Here is an 18101-nt window from a genome sequence, read left to right on the forward strand (position 1 = left end):
CAATTTTGACGAAGAATATGACAGGTAAAAAAGCCAGCCGAGTTTGACTCTGGCTGGCTTTCTTGTCTTGCTAATAGCTGATTATTTTTTCTTGGCGTATTTCAGTGAATCCAGCGCTACCGCAAAGATAATGATCGCACCTTTAATAATGTACTGCCAGTACGGGTTCACGCCGATATAAGTCAACCCGTAGTTAATCACGGTAAAGATGATAACCCCGGTCACAACACCGATAACAGTACCAACACCACCACTGAAGGATACCCCGCCCACTACGCAAGCAGCGATCGCATCTAACTCATACATAAAGCCCAGGTTATTGGTTGCACTACCGATACGACCGGCTTCTAACATCCCGCCAAATGCGTAGAACACACCAGACAGCGCATAAATCATGATTAAGTTTAGTGGCACATTAACACCAGAAACTTTTGCGGCCTCTGGGTTGCCGCCGATGGCGAAAATATTTTTACCAAAGCGCGTTTTGTTCCACAGAACCCAAACAAAACCGATAGCAATCAATGCATAGAAAGTAATGTAAGAGAGTTTGAAATCACCAAATCGCAAGAACCCTTGTGCAAAGGTTGAGAATGCAGGGTCAAAACCAGCAATCGGTGAAGCACCCACGAAGTCGTAATACAGGGAGTTAATCCCGTAAACAATAATCATGGTGCCCAATGTGGTAATAAATGGTGTCACATTCAGATAAGCAATGATAATACCGTTGACCAAACCGATAATCGCGCCAATCAAACACACGGTTAAAATAACGATTGGGATAGGTACAGTCTGCAAATCTGGGAAAACTTTATTAACGTTATCCATGGCTTGCAGCATCGTTGCCGCAACCACCGCCGCTAACCCCACCTGACGACCCGCTGACAGGTCGGTACCTTGAGTCACAATCAGCCCCGCAACACCGAGCGCGATAATAATACGCACAGAAGATTGGGTCAGAATATTACTTAAGTTCATCAGGCTTAAAAATGTCGGGTCCTTGACAATAATTATTGCCAGTAATACGAATAATACGACGTAAATCCCGCTCTCTTTAAGGTAAGTGAGCATGCTTTTCTTATTTAACGCATTCATAATAAGAACCTTCGACTAGATTAGAGATGCAAGGATGCAAGACGTAATATTTCATTTTGCGTGGTTTGTTTGGTTTCAACAATTCCCGCAACTTGACCATTACTCATTACCAAAATTCTGTCAGTGATCCCTAATAGCTCAGGCATTTCAGAGGAAATAATAATAATTCCTTTGTCTTTCTTCGCTAGTTCAGTCATTAACTGATAGATTTCAAACTTAGCACCGACATCAATTCCTCGAGTCGGTTCATCCAACATTAATATTTCTGGTTGAGTTAATAGCCAGCGGCCAATAATGACTTTCTGCTGATTCCCACCAGATAAAGAACCAATACTGGTGCGATGACCCGGCGTTTTGACTCGCATAGCATCGATAACCCATTGGGTATCGCTCTTCATGCGGGTATTATCCAGCAACCCAAATTTGTTTTTATAGTTACGAATATTAGAAATCAGGGAATTAAAACCTACATCGAGATAAGCATAAATCCCGGTTGAGCGGCGCTCTTCCGTTACTAATGCAAAACCGTGATTAATGGCTTCATTGGCGCTGTGGTTATTAATACTCTTACCATGCAATTTAATCGTACCAGCTACTTTTTCGCGGATACCAAATAATGTTTCAACAATATCGGTGCGCTTAGCTCCGACCAATCCAGCAATTCCCAGAATCTCGCCTTTATGTAGATCAAAGGAGATATCACGGATTGAAGGCTGACGTAGTGAGGTCAAATTTTTTACTTCCAGAATCACTTCACCCGGCTTGTTGAGGCGATCAGGAAAACGCTGACTCAGTGAGCGCCCAACCATCATCGAGATTATTTGATCCATGGTCAGCCCTTCCAGCGGCTGGGTGGCAATCCACTGACCATCACGCAAAATAGTGATTTCATCACACAGCTGGAATATCTCTTCCATCTTGTGGGAGATATAAACAATTCCACAACCGCGTTCTTTCAATTTGCGGATAATAGTAAATAGATGATTAACTTCTTTCTCTGTTAATGAAGAAGTTGGCTCATCCATAATAACGATTTTTGCATTGTAAGAAAAAGCTTTAGCAATCTCGATCATTTGCATTTGGGATACCGATAAAGTGGCAACTTTATCGCGTGGATCAATATCAATATCCAATTCATCGAAGATAGCTTTGGTGTCTTTGTACATTTTATCTTGATCGACAAAGAAACCTTTGGTTGGGTAACGCCCCAGCCACATGTTATCCATTACGGTGCGTTGTAATACCAGGTTTAACTCCTGATGTACCATCGACACACCATGTTCTAATGCTTCTTTAGAACTTTTAAATTCTATTTCTTGCCCCTGGAAGATAATACTCCCGGAGTCTTTTTTATAGATACCAAACAGACATTTTAATAGCGTTGACTTACCTGCACCATTCTCTCCCATTAACGCATGGATAGAATTTGGCCGCACTTTAAGATTTACGTTATCTAACGCCTTTACGCCCGGAAATGATTTATTAATATTACTCATTTCCAGCAACCACTCGCGAGGTTGTGCTGTATTAATATCGGCCATAGTTATACCTGGCTAAGAATCGCCACTGAATTGTTGGGTGTTAAACTCCCGCCAGTCAGCGCGCACTCTAAAATAAGGATCAATGCAACAGAAAACCTTCAGCCCCGACACTCGACGCCCGCTAAAGTACCGGGGCCAGAAGGTTAATATTTCTTTCCTACCCGTTGTTATTGGGTCTCTAACAAATATCGACTGTTATTTAGTAAATTCAGCCAGGTTATCTTTATCAACACCTACATACGGAATACGTACAATTTTGTTGTCAATTTTCCATTTAGTGCCTTCAGCGGCAGGTTTGCCATCGGCCAGATTTTTAGCCAGATCGAAGGTCGCTTTAGCCTGATTATTCGCATCATTCAGAACAGTACCGGCCATTTGACCTGATTTAACCAAAGCTAACGCTTCAGGTAAGGCATCAACACCAAAGACTGGAATGCTGGTTTTGTTATGCGCTTTCAATGCTTCTACTGCACCCATAGCCATCGCATCGTTATTAGCGATAACCACTTCAATTTTGTTGGCGTTAGGGCCAGATAACCAGGCATCCATCTTATCTTTAGCCTGTGCGGTATCCCACATTGCAGTATCTAGCTGCAACTGCTGCGTTGGAATGCCTTTCTCATTAAGGGTTTTAATGACATAAGTGGTACGGGCTTCAGCATCTGGATGGCCCGGCTCGCCTTTCAACAGTACAAACTGAATTTTGCCATCTTTGTTCAAATCCCAATTTGGATTAGCTTTCCAATGTTTGGCGATCAACTCACCCTGGATAACACCAGATTCTTTGGAGTCAGTACCGACATAGTAAGCTTTGTCGTAACTATCAAGCGCTTTGCGTGAAGGTTCTTTGTTATAGAACACGATTGGAACATCGTTTGCGCGAGCTTTATCAATAACCACTGGCGCTGCTGCTGGGTCAACCAGGTTGATTGCCAACGCTTTTACGCCTTTAGCCAGCAACACGTCAATTTGATCGTTTTGCTTGGATTGGTCATTCTGCGAGTCATTCATCAGTAAGGTAACGTCAGGAGATGCTTTAGCATCTTTCTCGATAGCTTTACGGACCACGGACATAAAGTTGTCATCATATTTATAAATAGTGACACCAATACGGGTATCAGCTTGAGCCGCCGCGCCGAACATCATGCTGGCAACCAGAGTCGCTAATGTGAAAACCTTCTTATTCATTTGTATCTCCGGGTTTATGTAGGGTAGTACAGGGTGATAACACCATCGCCTTAACGTGAGAAAGACCCATCGTTCAAAGCAGCTGACACAAATATCTTTCGTCCTTGAGCGCACTCCACTCCGAAAAGCTGCCTGAGTCGTCAAAAACCATGTCATTTACAAACTCGTTGTTTGCGGAACTTGTGTTTGTAAATCGCTATTCTAAAACCCGCTACCGTGTGTTTTTTTATCCGGTAACCGATGACATATTGATACATTCAGGTAGAAAACAACTAGAGCATAGACGGGCCGTTGTTAAGAATCTGTGAATTTTCTCACAGATTGAAAACGGTTACACAAGAATAAATACCGAACTAGTGAGCGACACCACAAATTGCGACCGAGTGCCGAGGCACCAGTGTCGGATTAAAACAATAGGTCGCATGGGGGTCTGGCGCACGAGTCGCGCCTTCAAGTGCCAGTTCAGTGGCTAAAGTTGCCATATAAACAATAGGATAACGGATTGTGGTTAATTTAGGGCTGGTGTAACGCGCGATCGGGATATCATCAAAGCCCACCAGTGAAAACTGCTCAGGAACATTGATACCGTTTTCTTTTAGCACCGCCAGTGCTCCAGCAGCCATTGAGTCGTTATAAGCAAATACTGCACTAAGTTGCAAATTGCGCCCCAGCAGGTCAATCATGGCGCGCTCTCCCCCAGCCAAGTCCGGGGTGCCATAGGCGCGCCAGGTATCAGGTACAGTGATACCCGCCCCCTCAAGTGCATTGAGGTAGCCAGTCTGGCGCTGCATTACATCATCTATAGGATGATTGGAACCGAGGAAACCAATGCGCTGATGGCCTTGTTTGAGCAACAGGCGGCATGCCATTTGCGCACCGCTAACATTGTCTAATCCAACACAACGATGCTCAAATCCGGGAATAATCCGATTAATCAGAACCATACCCGGAACTTGCTCTAAAAAGGCGATTAACTCACCGTCACTCAAGGCTTTAGCATGAACGACCAAAGCATTACATCGCTGACGCAGCAACACTTCAATAGCGTGCCGCTCTTTATCTGCCTGATGATAGCTATTGCCAATTAACAAATATTTTTGATGTCGTTGAGCAACAGTGTCGACCGCTTTCACCAATGCACCAAAAAAGGGATCTGACACATCCATCACCACCACACCGACCGTATCACTACTTTGAGTTGCCAGCGCCTGCGCATTGGCATTTGGGCGGTAGCCCAGCTCTGACACAGCCTTCAGCACCGCAGCTCGAGTTTCTGGTCGGATAGAGGCACTGTTATTAAGCACTCTTGATACTGTGGCCAGCGAAACGCCCGCCCGTGAGGCCACATCGCGAATAGTTATACTGTTTCCAGCTGAATGCAAAGCGGCCATGACCTTATCCTGTGTCTTATTTTGTCAATAAGTCGCCATGCATACGTTGAGCACAACCTGTCATGGCAGGTGGCCTATCCTACCCAGTTTGTTGAGATTGCCACGTGAAATACGTCACAAGAAAGAAAACGTTTACATACAAATTTGCAACTGCTCAATCATTATTCTGTTTTAGATATATTCAGGATCGGGTGTTGCGAGGTTGTAACGATTGTCCACAAGCATAAGCAGTCAACTTGCGCCACAGCCATTCAACCGGCCCTTGGGCAAAATAATGCAGCCATAACAAGGAGAAAAGAATATTACACAGCCAGACGAATGGAACGACAGCTAACAATTGCAGACGATCTAGTTGCTGATATAGGCCAAAGTGATAGAAGATCAGAGTACATAGCAATGTCTGTAATAAATAATTGCTCAATGCCATGCGGCCAACCTGTGCCAGCCAATGGCTGACTCGCCAGCTCGATAATGTTGGCCAGAAACCATACAGTAAGGCGAGATAGCCTACCGCCTGCAAGGGCGCGCCAAGCTCACGCGGCACTTGTAGCAAAAAACCGGTCCAACGGAAATCCCATCCGACCATCCATTGCAGTGCCACTCCCGGTATTTGAATAACTAATGAAAGCGGTATCAAACAGGCGGCCAGCAAACGGTAATGACGCAGACTGAATTCGCCACGTAACCAACCACAACGCATCAGCCCGGCACCAAATAGCATAGAACCCGCCAATTCCCAACCATATTGCGCGCCGATAGCAATCAAATTGGATGACAACAGATCGAGCCGGTTTTTCCAGGCTTCAATCCCGCCCTGTAATTTCCAGAATTGCTCATATTGCAAATCTGCCGGCCCCGGTTGCCAGAAACGGCCCGGTTCCCCGCTGGTGACAAACCCTAGCAGTAATAATACCGCCACGCCGAGTAAATAAAGCACGCCACCGGTGCGTAATAAGCTGGCGGCATCTTTAGCATCACCAATCATTCGCCAGCACACCAGGCCAATCAAACCATAGGCAAAAAGAATATCGCCATCCCAGAAGAAAATGCCATGAATCAATCCCAGTAATAATAAGAGGGAAAGCCGTGCCCGTATCCAGCCTTTACCGCGTTTAAGCAACAGTTCCAGACCCGCACCAAATAAGATAGCAAAAATAGACAGAAACTTGGCTTGCGCGACAATATCAAGCATGGCCCATGTCCAGCTATCAGACACAGAGGGAAGACCAAGATAAGCGGGATTAAGATAAGCAGCCTTAGGAAGGCCGAAAGCACTAATATTGAGCAGAAGAATGCCAAGAATGGCCAGACCTCGCGCGCTGTCTAACGTTGCGATGCGTTGACGCATACCCGACATCCTGTATAGGGGCACCCATTGGTGCCCGCTCTGGCAAAAGGCTAATTAGCCGTTGTGACGAACAGCACGCAGAAATTCCTGGCGAGTATTCTGGCTGGATTTGAACAACCCGCCCAATGATGTCGTGGTGGTCGCACTGGTCGCATCGCGGATCCCGCGTGCTTTCACACAATAATGTACTGCATCGATGGAGACCGCGACATTATTTGTCCCTAACAAGGTCTGCAGCGCCAACAGGATTTGCTGTGTGAGTCGCTCTTGTACTTGTGGGCGTTGGGCGAAAAACTGCACGATACGGTTAATTTTGGATAAACCAATCACACTGTCTTTCGGAATATAGGCCACCGTCGCTTTGCCATCAATCGTCACAAAATGATGTTCGCAGGTACTGGTCAGGGTGATATCTCGCACCGTTACCATTTCATCGACCTTCATTTTATTTTCGATCAGGGTAATCTTGGGGAAATTCTCATAATCCAATCCAGAGAAAATCTCATCAACATACATCTTGGCAATGCGTCTTGGTGTATCAGCCAGGCTATCGTCAGATAAATCAAGATTCAACAATTGCATGACTTGCGTCATATGTTCCTGAATCCGGGTCTTGCGCGTTTCGGCATCTAATTCTTGTTTGCGCAATGGGGTTTCAAGGCCACGGGCCAGCAGTGCTTCATGAACCAGCTCAGCTTCTTTACTCAGCGATGACATTCTTTTCTCCAACAGGCGTGCGTATCTGAGCGGAATAAACATGATGCAGATCACGTTCAGATTTTGCTCCCCACTTTAGTTGAGAGCAAAATGATTATCCAGTGATTGTTCTTAATCTTCGATGATTGTTTTTATATTCAATAGTGTTATTCATTTCCCGTGGTTCTTTTTATCATCATGAAACAGTTGCATCTGGCTCGACGACAGCTTCCCGCGCCCGGGCTGGCGTTTTAATCACCAAAGCGCCGGCAATAATCAGCGCCACTATTGCAACATATAACGCCGGCTCCAACCGGTGAGTTAATGCGGTCGAAATTGCGGATAATATCGGGCCAACCAACTGCCCAATGGCATAACCCGTAGTCAATAGACCGGCCATGTAACGGGTGTGTTCTGGTGCCAACTCACGGCCATGTTGCAAAGAAAGCTGGACGACACTCAGGAACCCGCCGCCGGTGAGTAAAGCACCTAATACCAGCCCGCTGACTCCCGGCACCACCTCGGCACACAATACTCCCAAGGCCTGCACCCATAGGGTTAATGCCAGTCGAGTTTGTGATGTCAGACAATGGCGCGTCAGAATACCAAGGGTAATCCCTATCACCGCAGCGCCGCCAAAAACAGGCCAGACAAACTGGGCAAACAAGCTTTCAGGGAAGCGAGCGGTTGCCATCTGCGATAAAAATGTGGCGGGTAAAATATAGCCAAATCCCGCGAGGCTATAGCTCCACACCAACCGTTTGAGTGCTGGCGTTAAAGTCAATGGTAGCGCTGCAACATGGGGGCGGTGCAACTCGCCACTGCGCGGTAAATTGATACTAATGGCAGCAATAATAACCAACGCCAATACCCCATACACCAGCCAGGCCTCACTTGCCGATAAGCCATAACTATGGATAAGTACAGCCAACATACCGCTGATGAATATGCCAGCCCCCGGCCCGGCAAAAACCGCCGCGCTCAGTGCAGGGCGGCCAAAATGAGCTAATCGTTCATTGGTCCAGGCCGCAACCAGTACCATCGACCAGCCGCTAGCCCAACCAATAGCAAAACGCACCACACCATGCCACCACGGCCCGTCGATAACAGCAGATAGCAAAGTTAACGCCACCGCCCCCCAAACCCCTAACCACAAACGGCGTTCGACATGGCGACTGGCCCGCATGGCATCAAAAGCACCAAACAGATATCCCAGATAATTAAACGCCGCAACCAGCCCTGCCCCGGTCAGGCTGAATTGATGCTCTGCAATCATCAGTGGCACTTGGGGGGTGAAAGCAAAGCGACCAATCCCCATCGCCACCACTAATGCCAGAAAACCACTTAATGCAATTCTTAATGCCATCTGCCCAATCCATCTATTGCTGCCAGCTCATTACGCGGACAGTCGGTTAAAAGAAAGTTGCGAATATCATGCCTGAGCATTAGAATCACAAAAAATGAATAATACACACTAAGTTCATCACAAAAAGAGAACACCTATGGATCTGACCCAGTTGCGCATGTTTTGTTGCGTAGCGGAAACCGGCTCCGTTGCCCGAGCAGCGGAGCAGATGCACCGCGTCCCCTCAAATTTAACGACACGCCTGCGCCAACTTGAAATCGAGTTGGGGGCAGACCTGTTTATTCGTGAAAAGCAGCGCCTACGCCTGTCACCCATGGGTCATAATTTTCTTTGCTATGCCAACCGTATTTTGGCGCTGAGCGAAGAGGCCATGAGCATTACTCATGCGGGTGAACCTGCTGGTAATTTCCCACTCGGTTCAATGGAAAGCACTGCTGCCACTCGCCTGCCTAACCTGCTCGCGGCTTATCACCAGCGCTATCCCAAAGTCTCTTTGTCACTGACTACAGGAACGTCGGGCGAAATTATTGAACAAGTTCGAGCCGGAACACTGGCGACGGCATTGGTCGATGGCCCGGTACAGCATGATGAACTGCACGGCTGCCGCTCTTTTGAGGAGCGGTTAGTTATCATTTCCTGTCTGGATCACCTACCGATTAATCAAGCTCGTGATGCCGTGGATGAAACTCTGTTTGCCTTCCGCCCCAGTTGTTCATACCGATTACGACTGGAAAGCTGGTTCCGGCAGGCAGGCTGTTTACCTGGGCATATCATGGAAATCCAGTCTTACCACGCCATGCTAGCTTGTGTGGCAAGTGGCGCGGGGTTGGCGCTGATCCCGCATTCGGTATTGGCTCTACTCCCTGGTCACGAGCGGGTAAAAGTGCATCACCTGCCACCCGATATTGCCGAGACGGCAACCTGGCTCATTTGGCGCAAAGATGCCTTTAGCCCCAACGTACGCGCCCTCAAAGAGTTGATCATTGAACAAATTGAAACTCAGTAACTGAGCGGGCAGATCCACGGTTTCCGACCATAATTCATACAAGTATCATTTACTGGTACCGAGAACGACCAGCAGCAACATATATGATACATAAAGAATATATTTATATAACACTCATTACGCAGAAGCTATAGGAGCAACACCATGGAGATGATTAAAACCCGCGCAGCAGTCGCATGGGGGCCAAACCAGCCATTATCCGTTGAAGAAGTTGATTTGATGCCACCACAAAAAGGTGAAGTACTGGTACGGATCGTCGCCAGTGGGGTTTGCCACACCGACGCCTACACCTTATCGGGCAAAGATCCTGAAGGTGTATTCCCGGCAATTCTTGGCCACGAAGGTGGCGGGATTGTTGAAGCGATTGGCGAAGGCGTGACCAGTGTCGCGGTGGGTGATCACGTGATTCCACTGTACACACCTGAATGCGGTGAATGTAAATTCTGTCGCTCCGGCAAAACTAACCTGTGTCAGGCAATTCGCAGTACTCAAGGTAAAGGCTTGATGCCCGATGGCACCACTCGCTTCTCGAAGAATGGCCAGCCTATTTTCCATTACATGGGCACTTCAACTTTTTCTGAATTGACCGTCGTACCAGAAATATCACTGGCAAAAATCAATAAAGAAGCACCATTAGAAGAAGTTTGTTTGTTAGGTTGTGGTGTGACCACTGGCATGGGGGCAGTTATCAATACTGCCAAAGTGAAACCGGGCGACACAGTGGCTATCTTCGGCTTGGGTGGCATTGGTTTATCTGCGGTTATTGGCGCACAAATGGCCGGTGCCAGCCGGATTATCGGGATCGATCTCAATACCAGCAAATTCGAGCTGGCCCGCAAACTGGGTGCGACTGACCTGATTAACCCGAAAGATTATGATAAACCTATTCAGGATGTGATTGTCGAGCTGACTGATGGCGGCGTTGATTTCTCATTTGAATGTATTGGTAACGTCAATGTCATGCGTTCAGCTTTAGAGTGCTGCCATAAAGGTTGGGGCGAATCAGTTATTATTGGTGTCGCTGGTGCAGGTGAAGAAATTTCAACTCGCCCATTCCAACTAGTGACAGGCCGAGTCTGGCGTGGTTCTGCTTTTGGCGGAGTCAAAGGTCGCTCAGAATTACCGGGTATTGTGCAGCAATATCTGGATGGAAAATTTGCCCTAAATGATTTCATCACTCATACCATGGGTTTGGATCAAATCAATGAAGCCTTTGATTTAATGCATGAAGGCAAATCTATCCGTACCGTGATTCATTTTGATCAGTCAGCAAAAAAACCTACTTTACAAAATAAATAGCGCAGGGAGGCAGACAACGCATGAACACGTCACTTGAACTTCTCGAAGAGCACCGGATGTTTGGTGGATGGCAGCAACGCTATCGCCACGCCGCCAGCAGCCTGAATTGCAATATGACCTTCAGCATCTATCTGCCACCACCGCGGGATGATAACCCGCCGCCGGTACTTTACTGGCTATCAGGGCTCACCTGTAATGATGAAAACTTCACGTTGAAAGCAGGCGCACAGCGGATCGCGGCTGAGCTCGGGTTGGTACTGGTGATGCCAGATACCAGCCCGCGTGGCGATGACGTGCCGAATGATGACGGCTATGATTTAGGCCAAGGGGCTGGGTTCTACCTGAATGCGACACAAGCGCCCTGGTCCAAGCATTTTCATATGTACGACTATGTCAGCAAAGAGTTACCTGCGTTGATCCGCCAGCATTTCAGTGTGAGTGATCGTCAATCTATCTGTGGTCACTCAATGGGCGGCCACGGTGCGTTGATGTTGGCATTGCGTAATCCTCGGCAATATCAATCCGCGTCTGCTTTTGCACCGATAGTCAATCCGTGTCAGGTTCCGTGGGGACGCAAGGCTTTTAGTGCTTATCTGGGTGCTGATGAAAGTCAATGGTTGCAATATGATAGCTGCCATTTACTCACGCATGCACAAACCCAGTTGCCAATATTGGTCGATCAGGGAGATGGAGATCAATTCCTTGCCGATCAATTACAGCCGGCAAAATTAGCTGAATTGGCACGTCAGCGTGATTGGCCTCTGACCTTGCGTATTCAGCCGGGCTATGATCACAGCTATTTCACCATAGCGACATTTATTGAAGATCATCTGCGTTTCCATGCGGAATACTTACATCGCTAACGGATATAACTCAGCCGGTCAACAATAATAGAAACCTTAAAGCCCCTTCGGGGGCTTTTTATTTTATAGTAAATATAGAGCTTACTCTCGTTACGCTAATAACTAATAATCCTTTAGTTTAATAACATAATTAATGAATTATTATAAAAAGCATGATGAAAAAAACATTGATAAAATCGGAGAAAAGAATTACAAATAAATGGCTCAATACTCACCGAGGCTGAGCAACACAAAAAAGGAATAAACTTAAAAGGAGATTTATATGTTTACTTCGAATCAATCAAATGAAAGAATGAATAACGCTCATTTAATGGCGTTAAAAACTAAGTTAGAGTCGTTAGAACAATCATTTAAAAATAATTTATTTTCTATAAATGATCATGAAATAGAAAATTTAAGACGCAGCAACTCTAACAACCAAATAACCGCATGGAATTGGTCAAAAAGCTTTACACAACAATAGACTAAATAATGATAGTTTTAATTAGACAGATTAAGATGCCATTACTGGCATCTTAATTATAATAATTAGTATCATTTGATAGATTGCAGAAATAAAATAATACTATCACTCTATTTTATTAAAATCAGTGAGATATTCCCCATGCTAACAAGTGAATTTTTCAATTATCTGAAGCTAAGTCCAGTATCAAGCCTGTTAGCAATACTAATAACAGCCATAGGATTGATCTCACTATTTTTTGTATTAGTTCTTTATTTAACAGACTCTCGTATTGAGAAACATAATAATAACTATAAAGATATATATCGGATAGAAACATCATTTAATCTGCCTAACGGCGATGAAGTGAAATCAGCACAAATCCCCTTCCCACTTATTTCCGTATTAAAAAATGATAAAGATATCAAGAGTATTGATTATATCGTGCGTATTTTCACCAACCTACATGTCAATGATAAGACGTATTCAAATATTGATATCTATGCAATTAGCACCGATTTTTTTAATACATTAAATCCCTATCAACAAAAAAATCTCTATCTGACGCAGAATGAAATTATCATTACCCCAGAGTTTAACCAACAATATCTTCATCTGGATAACCCTCAAGGGCATGTCATAACATTAGGTGATAAAGGCCAATTTCTCATTAAAGATGTTGTTGAATTTAATCCATCCAGCCGTTTTAAAACGGCTGCAGTTATCGCATTCGCTCCTGAAATATTAGATGGTTACCACGATAAAAGACATGATTGGTATGATACCCATGCCTACGCTTTTATCACGATGAAATCTGGGATGAGCCCCACCCCAGAGCAACTAAATTCTCACGTTATTCAACACGCACCACAACTTGCAGGAGCCCCTTTTAGTCCAGAAGAATTCATTCAGCTTTCAGCACGTAATATTGCTGATATCCATTACGACAATGCATTGCCTGATGAAATTAGCACTGTAGTTTCAAGCTCATACTTAAATATTTTATACGCATCGGGTATATTTATTTTTTTTGCTACAACAATGAATTTTTTTAATATTAACAATGTGATAAACACAAAGAAGAGAAACAGTTTCTATATAAAAAAAGCCGTTGGCGCGTCCAATTTCCAGCTAATCACAGAAGAATTTTTTATTGCTACATTCCAAACTGGATTTGTGCTGTTAGTTGCTCTTTTTATTTTGATGTCACTCGTGCAATTTTCCGATAGCGCCAGAGAGCTTATCTTTACTCATGGCAGTTATGACTTCTCAACCGCGTTGTCTATTACTACGGTGCTAACTTACGCAGCTATTTTACTCGCCCACTACCTCTTTTTGCTGACGCTTACTTTGCCTAATAATACCTATAGCCACAACATTGCTATTGCTGCACAATCATCTCAGTCACTCTATATGACTCGCATTATGTTCTGCATGCAGATCATTATTGCAGGTATCATCATATACCTGTGGGCGGGTATAATGACACAGATGCATTTTATGAAAAATTACAATTTTGGTTATGAAAAAGAAAATATAATAACATTTATACTAAGTGATAAGTTAAAATCAAAAACTGCAATAAACAATTTACAAGATGAATTGAGAAATGCAGTTGGCATTAATAACATCTCTTTGAGTAGTTGGCGGCCATTTGATATGTCACGACATAATATTTCCGTATTCCATAACGATCAGCAAGAAAAAGACAAACTACTCACAGTTAATATCCTTAAAGTAAACAAAAACTTTATTAACACTTGGGGGGTGAATATTCTGGCGGGAGAAAAAAACCTATTATTACCCAGCGATAACAGTAATGTTTACCATGCTGTTGCCACAAAATCGTTTATGACATTAATGGGACAACAGTCCTATGACCATATACTGAATACTGTTTTTTATATTAATGAGAATAACTCGCAGCAATCAGTTAGGGTACTGAATGTGATCGATGATTTTTATCTGGCAGATAGAGAGGACACACCACCTCCCTTGCTTATTCTCATTCAAAACAGCCCTCAACGCTATGGCGCAGTCAAACTTGAAAACATTCAAGATTTCGGGAAAGTAGAGAAAATATTAAAACACCATCACGTTAATACTGAACACATAAAATCGATCAACAAATTACATAAAGAATATTTCAGCAATAATATACTTATGTATAATACGATTAACACGGTAACATTATTTACCGTCATATTGGTCTTAATAAGCACGATAATAATCAGCACCTCAGAGACCAAACGGCTCGAAAAAACACTAGCAATAATGGAGTCTATTGGCGGATCAATTTATACACATATTATTTTCTTTATACAGCAGAGCATTATACCTATCGTCATAGCAGTAATAATATCATTACCTGTCAGTTTTCTGTTATTGCATAATTGGCTGTCACAATACAGTGTGATTAAAGGGTTATCTTATGTCTATGCGGCAGGTTCATTTATTAGTTTTATTTTATGCGTAATTATCGTTATGACTATTACACTTATTTTCAATAGTCATATCCTAAATAGCCAGAAGAAGAAATAACACCATGGATATAAATATTGAGCAGAGAAAAAATAAAAATACAACTGCGAAGATAATTATTTTTTTCGTATTATTGATTGTTATTGCTTGTTTTTATTATATTTATTATTTATCTACCGCTCAGCATTCTTTACTCATATCACGAGAGAATGCAGTTTTCCATACTATGGAATCAGAAGTGTATCAGGAAGTGCTGACGACCCGAGCTATCGCGGTACCTAAAGAAAGCATAATTGTATCAAGTGAACGAGGAGGAAAAGTCACTGAAGTCACCAAACAGGCTTTCGACACTGTCGCGAAAGGCGATGTTATTATTCGTTTATCTAACTACGATTTTATGCTGGAAGCGACATCCAGAATAGCAAATATTACCGAGCAAATAAACAATCTGCGCAATATGAAAATACAGTTAGAACAAGATAATCGAGAGACAAAACTTAATTTACAAGAGGCTCAGCATCAGATAACGACTATTTCGAAAGATTTGGCAAGGCATCAAGTTCTCGACATGAAATCAATGATTGCAAAATCCGAACTGGAAAACCAAGTTGGCATGTTAAAAAACTGGCAAATAAAAAGTGAAATTTTAAAAGATCATGATAATAAAAATAAAGAGTCATTACCCTTACAATTCAAAAGTATAGATGATTCTATATTATTACTGGAGAGAATGATGGATATTATAGAAAACGGAATGGAACAATTAGTTATAACAGCACCCATTGATGGAACTTTATCTATCCTTGATGTAGAACTGGGTCAGCAAATAAAACCCGGCGAAAAAATTGCAATTATCGATAACCTTCAATCATATTATTTTAATGTTTATTTCAGTGAATATTATCTCGATAAAATTAAGCCGCAAAGACAAATATCGGCAACAATAAATGGTCAAGAAACACCACTGCTTATTGAGTCAGTATCAACTATTGTTGAAAATGGTAAATTCAAAGCAAAACTGATCCCACTGCATGGCTCTACCTCCCTACTTAAAAGAGGACAATCTATTGAAATACAAATTCCATTACAAGAAGAAAGTAACACTGTGCTGATGGCACCTACTGATAGCATCATTTTCGATGATAATGGAAGTAATTTTATCTATATTTATCAGCCAGAAAACGATCTTGCCATTAAATCTAAAATAGACATAAAGCGTCGAAATCCGATGAAAACAGAAATAACATCAGGAATAAAGGTAGGGGAAATCATTGTCATCCCCCCAGAGACTAATAATAGTGAATACGATATCATTGGGTTCAAATAACATGCTAAACATACAAAATGCTGAAAAATGTTATACCACTAAAATAATTAAAACTAAGGTTCTTAATCATCTAAGCTTCAGCGTTGAAAAAGGTGATTTTGTTTCTATTATGGGGCCATCGGGTTCAGGCAAATCTACATTACTTAATATCATCGGTCTGTTTGACTCTCTTGATAATGGTTCATTCACACTGGCGGAAAAAAACATTATTGGTATGAGCTACTCACAAAAAATAATATTAAGACGATTATTAATAGGTTATATATTTCAATCATTCAATCTCATTTCACACTTATCTATTTTTGATAATGTTGCTTTACCACTTAAGTATCGGGGCATTGGCAAAAAGGAACGTACCGAACAAGTTAACCAAGTTTTAAACCTGTTCGATATTGATAACCGGAAGCATCATAAACCAATGCAACTATCAGGAGGTCAACAACAACGAGTCGCCATCGCCAGAGCGATGGTATCTAACCCTGCATTGCTCTTGGCTGATGAGCCTACTGGTAATTTAGACAGTAAAAATTCCCGTTCTGTATTACAGCAATTAAAATATATAAACCAAAAAGGTACAACAATTATTATGGTTACACATTCAGATGAAGCCTCTGCATATGGCAACAGAATAATAAACATGAGAGATGGAAAACTAACATGAATAAATAGGAATATACCATGGATAATATGATTCCGGTAAAATACATTGATTGTATTAAGATAAGTAAAATAGATCTCAAAGAACTGGAAAAACTCGAGACATGTGAATACAGAATACTATCATCTTATCTTATTGGTAAGATACCAGCAAAAAAATTACTCGATAGTGATGAGTTAGATATATTCAACGAAGAGATAAAAAAAAGTATTTCAGTGAAAACGATTAAAGCAAAAAAACTAGTTGTTGTATTAAAGGCAACCCGTTTATGTAATCTTCGTTGTACCTACTGCCACTCATGGGCAGAAGGCCCCAATCAGACGGTATCATTTCATACCCTAGTCCGAACAGTACGGCAGATCCTTGCCATTCCTAATGTAAATAGATTTGAGTTTGTCTGGCATGGCGGTGAAATCACACTGCTAAAGCCAGCATTTTTTAAAAAACTTATTTGGTTGCAGCAACAATTTAAGCGGCCAGAGCAATATATAACCAACACCATGCAATCAAATGTCGTCAATATTTCAGATGAGTGGTTAATATTTATTAAAGGTATTGGCATGAATGTCGGAATTAGTCTTGATGGTGTACCAGCGGTAAATGATAAACGGCGGGTAGACTATCGAGGCAGAAAGACATCTGATCGCATAGCCAAAGGAATAAAAAAACTTCGCGAGTATAACATTCCATATGGTGCTCTTATTGTTGTTGACCGAGAAGTTTATCAAACTGACATGAAAGAAATGTTGGACTATTTTATCTCAATAGAATTAACCCACATTGAGTTTCTTAATATCGTTCCTGATAATAGACTCGTTAAAGGGCAGTATGTTGGCGAAGGATTTATCAGTTATGCTGAATTTATCCATTTTCTATCAATGCTGTTTACTATTTGGGTAAACGGTTATCAGGGAAAAATACATATTGCTGTTTTTGATGATTTTATTCGTGTATTGAAAGATGCTAAAAATAAACCTGCCGCCTGTTATTGGTCTGGCAATTGCTCGCAAGAAATTATCACCTTAGAACCCAATGGCGATATTTCTCCCTGCGACAAATATGTGGGTGATAAAGATAGCATCTATGGTTCTTTGTTAAATACTGACCTGGCGGATCTTTTAGCTCATTCATCGCATAATCAACAAGCCATCAATGAGGAAAAAACCGCGACTAAAAAAATGCAACATTGCGAGTGGTTTTCTATTTGCCATGGCGGCTGCCCCCATGACCGGGTTATTAACCGTCGACATACCGAAGGATATAATGATGCATGTTGTGGAACAGGGAAATTACTGGCGACCATTCAACGTTATTTAGCCAATACTTACTGAAACGACATTATAATGGTTTGAATTGTAACATGATAACTCAGTATTCTGCCCTTCAATAAGCAGACAGAATAC

The 18101-nt window shown here is 42.7% G+C and carries 15 protein-coding genes; 8 read left to right on the forward strand and 7 right to left on the reverse strand.

The features are described 5' to 3' along the window. Positions 1 to 81: 81 nt before the first annotated feature. The 7 genes from mglC to QSV56_RS09250 form a co-directional block, all read right to left on the reverse strand. Positions 82 to 1092: a galactose/methyl galactoside ABC transporter permease MglC gene (gene mglC, locus QSV56_RS09220; protein ID WP_004388732.1), complete on the reverse strand. Its 1011-nt coding sequence runs from the start codon at positions 1090 to 1092 to the stop codon at positions 82 to 84. A gap of 20 nt (positions 1093 to 1112) precedes the next feature. Continuing rightward, complete coding sequence (gene mglA / locus QSV56_RS09225) at positions 1113 to 2633, reverse strand: galactose/methyl galactoside ABC transporter ATP-binding protein MglA (protein WP_005162291.1); 1521 nt, start codon at positions 2631 to 2633, stop codon at positions 1113 to 1115. Between the two features lie 195 nt (positions 2634 to 2828). Continuing rightward, entirely contained in the window at positions 2829 to 3821 is a 993-nt protein-coding gene (gene mglB / locus QSV56_RS09230) for a galactose/glucose ABC transporter substrate-binding protein MglB (protein WP_019081044.1), read from the reverse strand. A 353-nt stretch (positions 3822 to 4174) separates the two neighbouring features. Beyond that, positions 4175 to 5212, reverse strand: coding sequence for an HTH-type transcriptional regulator GalS (gene galS / locus QSV56_RS09235; protein WP_301212070.1), 1038 nt, complete (start codon positions 5210 to 5212; stop codon positions 4175 to 4177). Between the two features lie 181 nt (positions 5213 to 5393). Then, complete coding sequence (gene yeiB / locus QSV56_RS09240) at positions 5394 to 6560, reverse strand: DUF418 domain-containing protein YeiB (RefSeq protein WP_019082744.1); 1167 nt, start codon at positions 6558 to 6560, stop codon at positions 5394 to 5396. Positions 6561 to 6614: 54 nt separating this feature from the next. Further along, complete coding sequence (gene folE / locus QSV56_RS09245) at positions 6615 to 7277, reverse strand: GTP cyclohydrolase I FolE (protein ID WP_004709152.1); 663 nt, start codon at positions 7275 to 7277, stop codon at positions 6615 to 6617. A gap of 175 nt (positions 7278 to 7452) precedes the next feature. Next, positions 7453 to 8622, reverse strand: coding sequence for a YbfB/YjiJ family MFS transporter (locus QSV56_RS09250; protein ID WP_046051279.1), 1170 nt, complete (start codon positions 8620 to 8622; stop codon positions 7453 to 7455). A 136-nt stretch (positions 8623 to 8758) separates the two neighbouring features. On the opposite strand from QSV56_RS09250, the gene QSV56_RS09255 reads away from it, so the two are divergent. The 8 genes from QSV56_RS09255 to darE all read left to right on the forward strand — a co-directional run bounded on the left by QSV56_RS09255 (position 8759) and on the right by darE (position 18029). Continuing rightward, complete coding sequence (locus tag QSV56_RS09255; protein WP_019081048.1) at positions 8759 to 9628, forward strand: LysR family transcriptional regulator; 870 nt, start codon at positions 8759 to 8761, stop codon at positions 9626 to 9628. 144 nt (positions 9629 to 9772) lie between these two features. Beyond that, on the forward strand, positions 9773 to 10927 hold the full coding sequence (locus tag QSV56_RS09260; RefSeq protein WP_019081049.1) for an S-(hydroxymethyl)glutathione dehydrogenase/class III alcohol dehydrogenase: 1155 nt from the start codon (positions 9773 to 9775) through the stop codon (positions 10925 to 10927). Between the two features lie 20 nt (positions 10928 to 10947). Beyond that, entirely contained in the window at positions 10948 to 11790 is an 843-nt protein-coding gene (fghA, locus tag QSV56_RS09265; RefSeq protein WP_019082742.1) for an S-formylglutathione hydrolase, read from the forward strand. A gap of 262 nt (positions 11791 to 12052) precedes the next feature. Next, the gene (gene darA / locus QSV56_RS09270; protein WP_046695268.1) at positions 12053 to 12253 is read left to right on the forward strand and encodes a darobactin family peptide antibiotic; all 201 of its coding nucleotides are present in this window, start codon (positions 12053 to 12055) and stop codon (positions 12251 to 12253) included. A 141-nt stretch (positions 12254 to 12394) separates the two neighbouring features. After that, positions 12395 to 14773, forward strand: a complete 2379-nt coding sequence (darB, locus tag QSV56_RS09275) for a darobactin export ABC transporter permease subunit (protein WP_301212078.1) — start codon at positions 12395 to 12397, stop codon at positions 14771 to 14773. A 4-nt stretch (positions 14774 to 14777) separates the two neighbouring features. Beyond that, positions 14778 to 16040, forward strand: coding sequence for a darobactin export ABC transporter periplasmic adaptor subunit (gene darC / locus QSV56_RS09280; protein WP_050298702.1), 1263 nt, complete (start codon positions 14778 to 14780; stop codon positions 16038 to 16040). A gap of 1 nt (position 16041) precedes the next feature. Then, complete coding sequence (gene darD / locus QSV56_RS09285; RefSeq protein ID WP_019082739.1) at positions 16042 to 16701, forward strand: darobactin export ABC transporter ATP-binding protein; 660 nt, start codon at positions 16042 to 16044, stop codon at positions 16699 to 16701. Between the two features lie 17 nt (positions 16702 to 16718). Further along, entirely contained in the window at positions 16719 to 18029 is a 1311-nt protein-coding gene (darE, locus tag QSV56_RS09290) for a darobactin maturation radical SAM/SPASM protein DarE (RefSeq protein ID WP_301212082.1), read from the forward strand. The last annotated feature ends 72 nt before the right edge of the window (positions 18030 to 18101 follow it).

Origin of the sequence: Yersinia sp. 22-579, from assembly GCF_030433455.1 — a bacterium.
Classification (GTDB): Bacteria; Pseudomonadota; Gammaproteobacteria; order Enterobacterales; family Enterobacteriaceae; genus Yersinia; species Yersinia enterocolitica.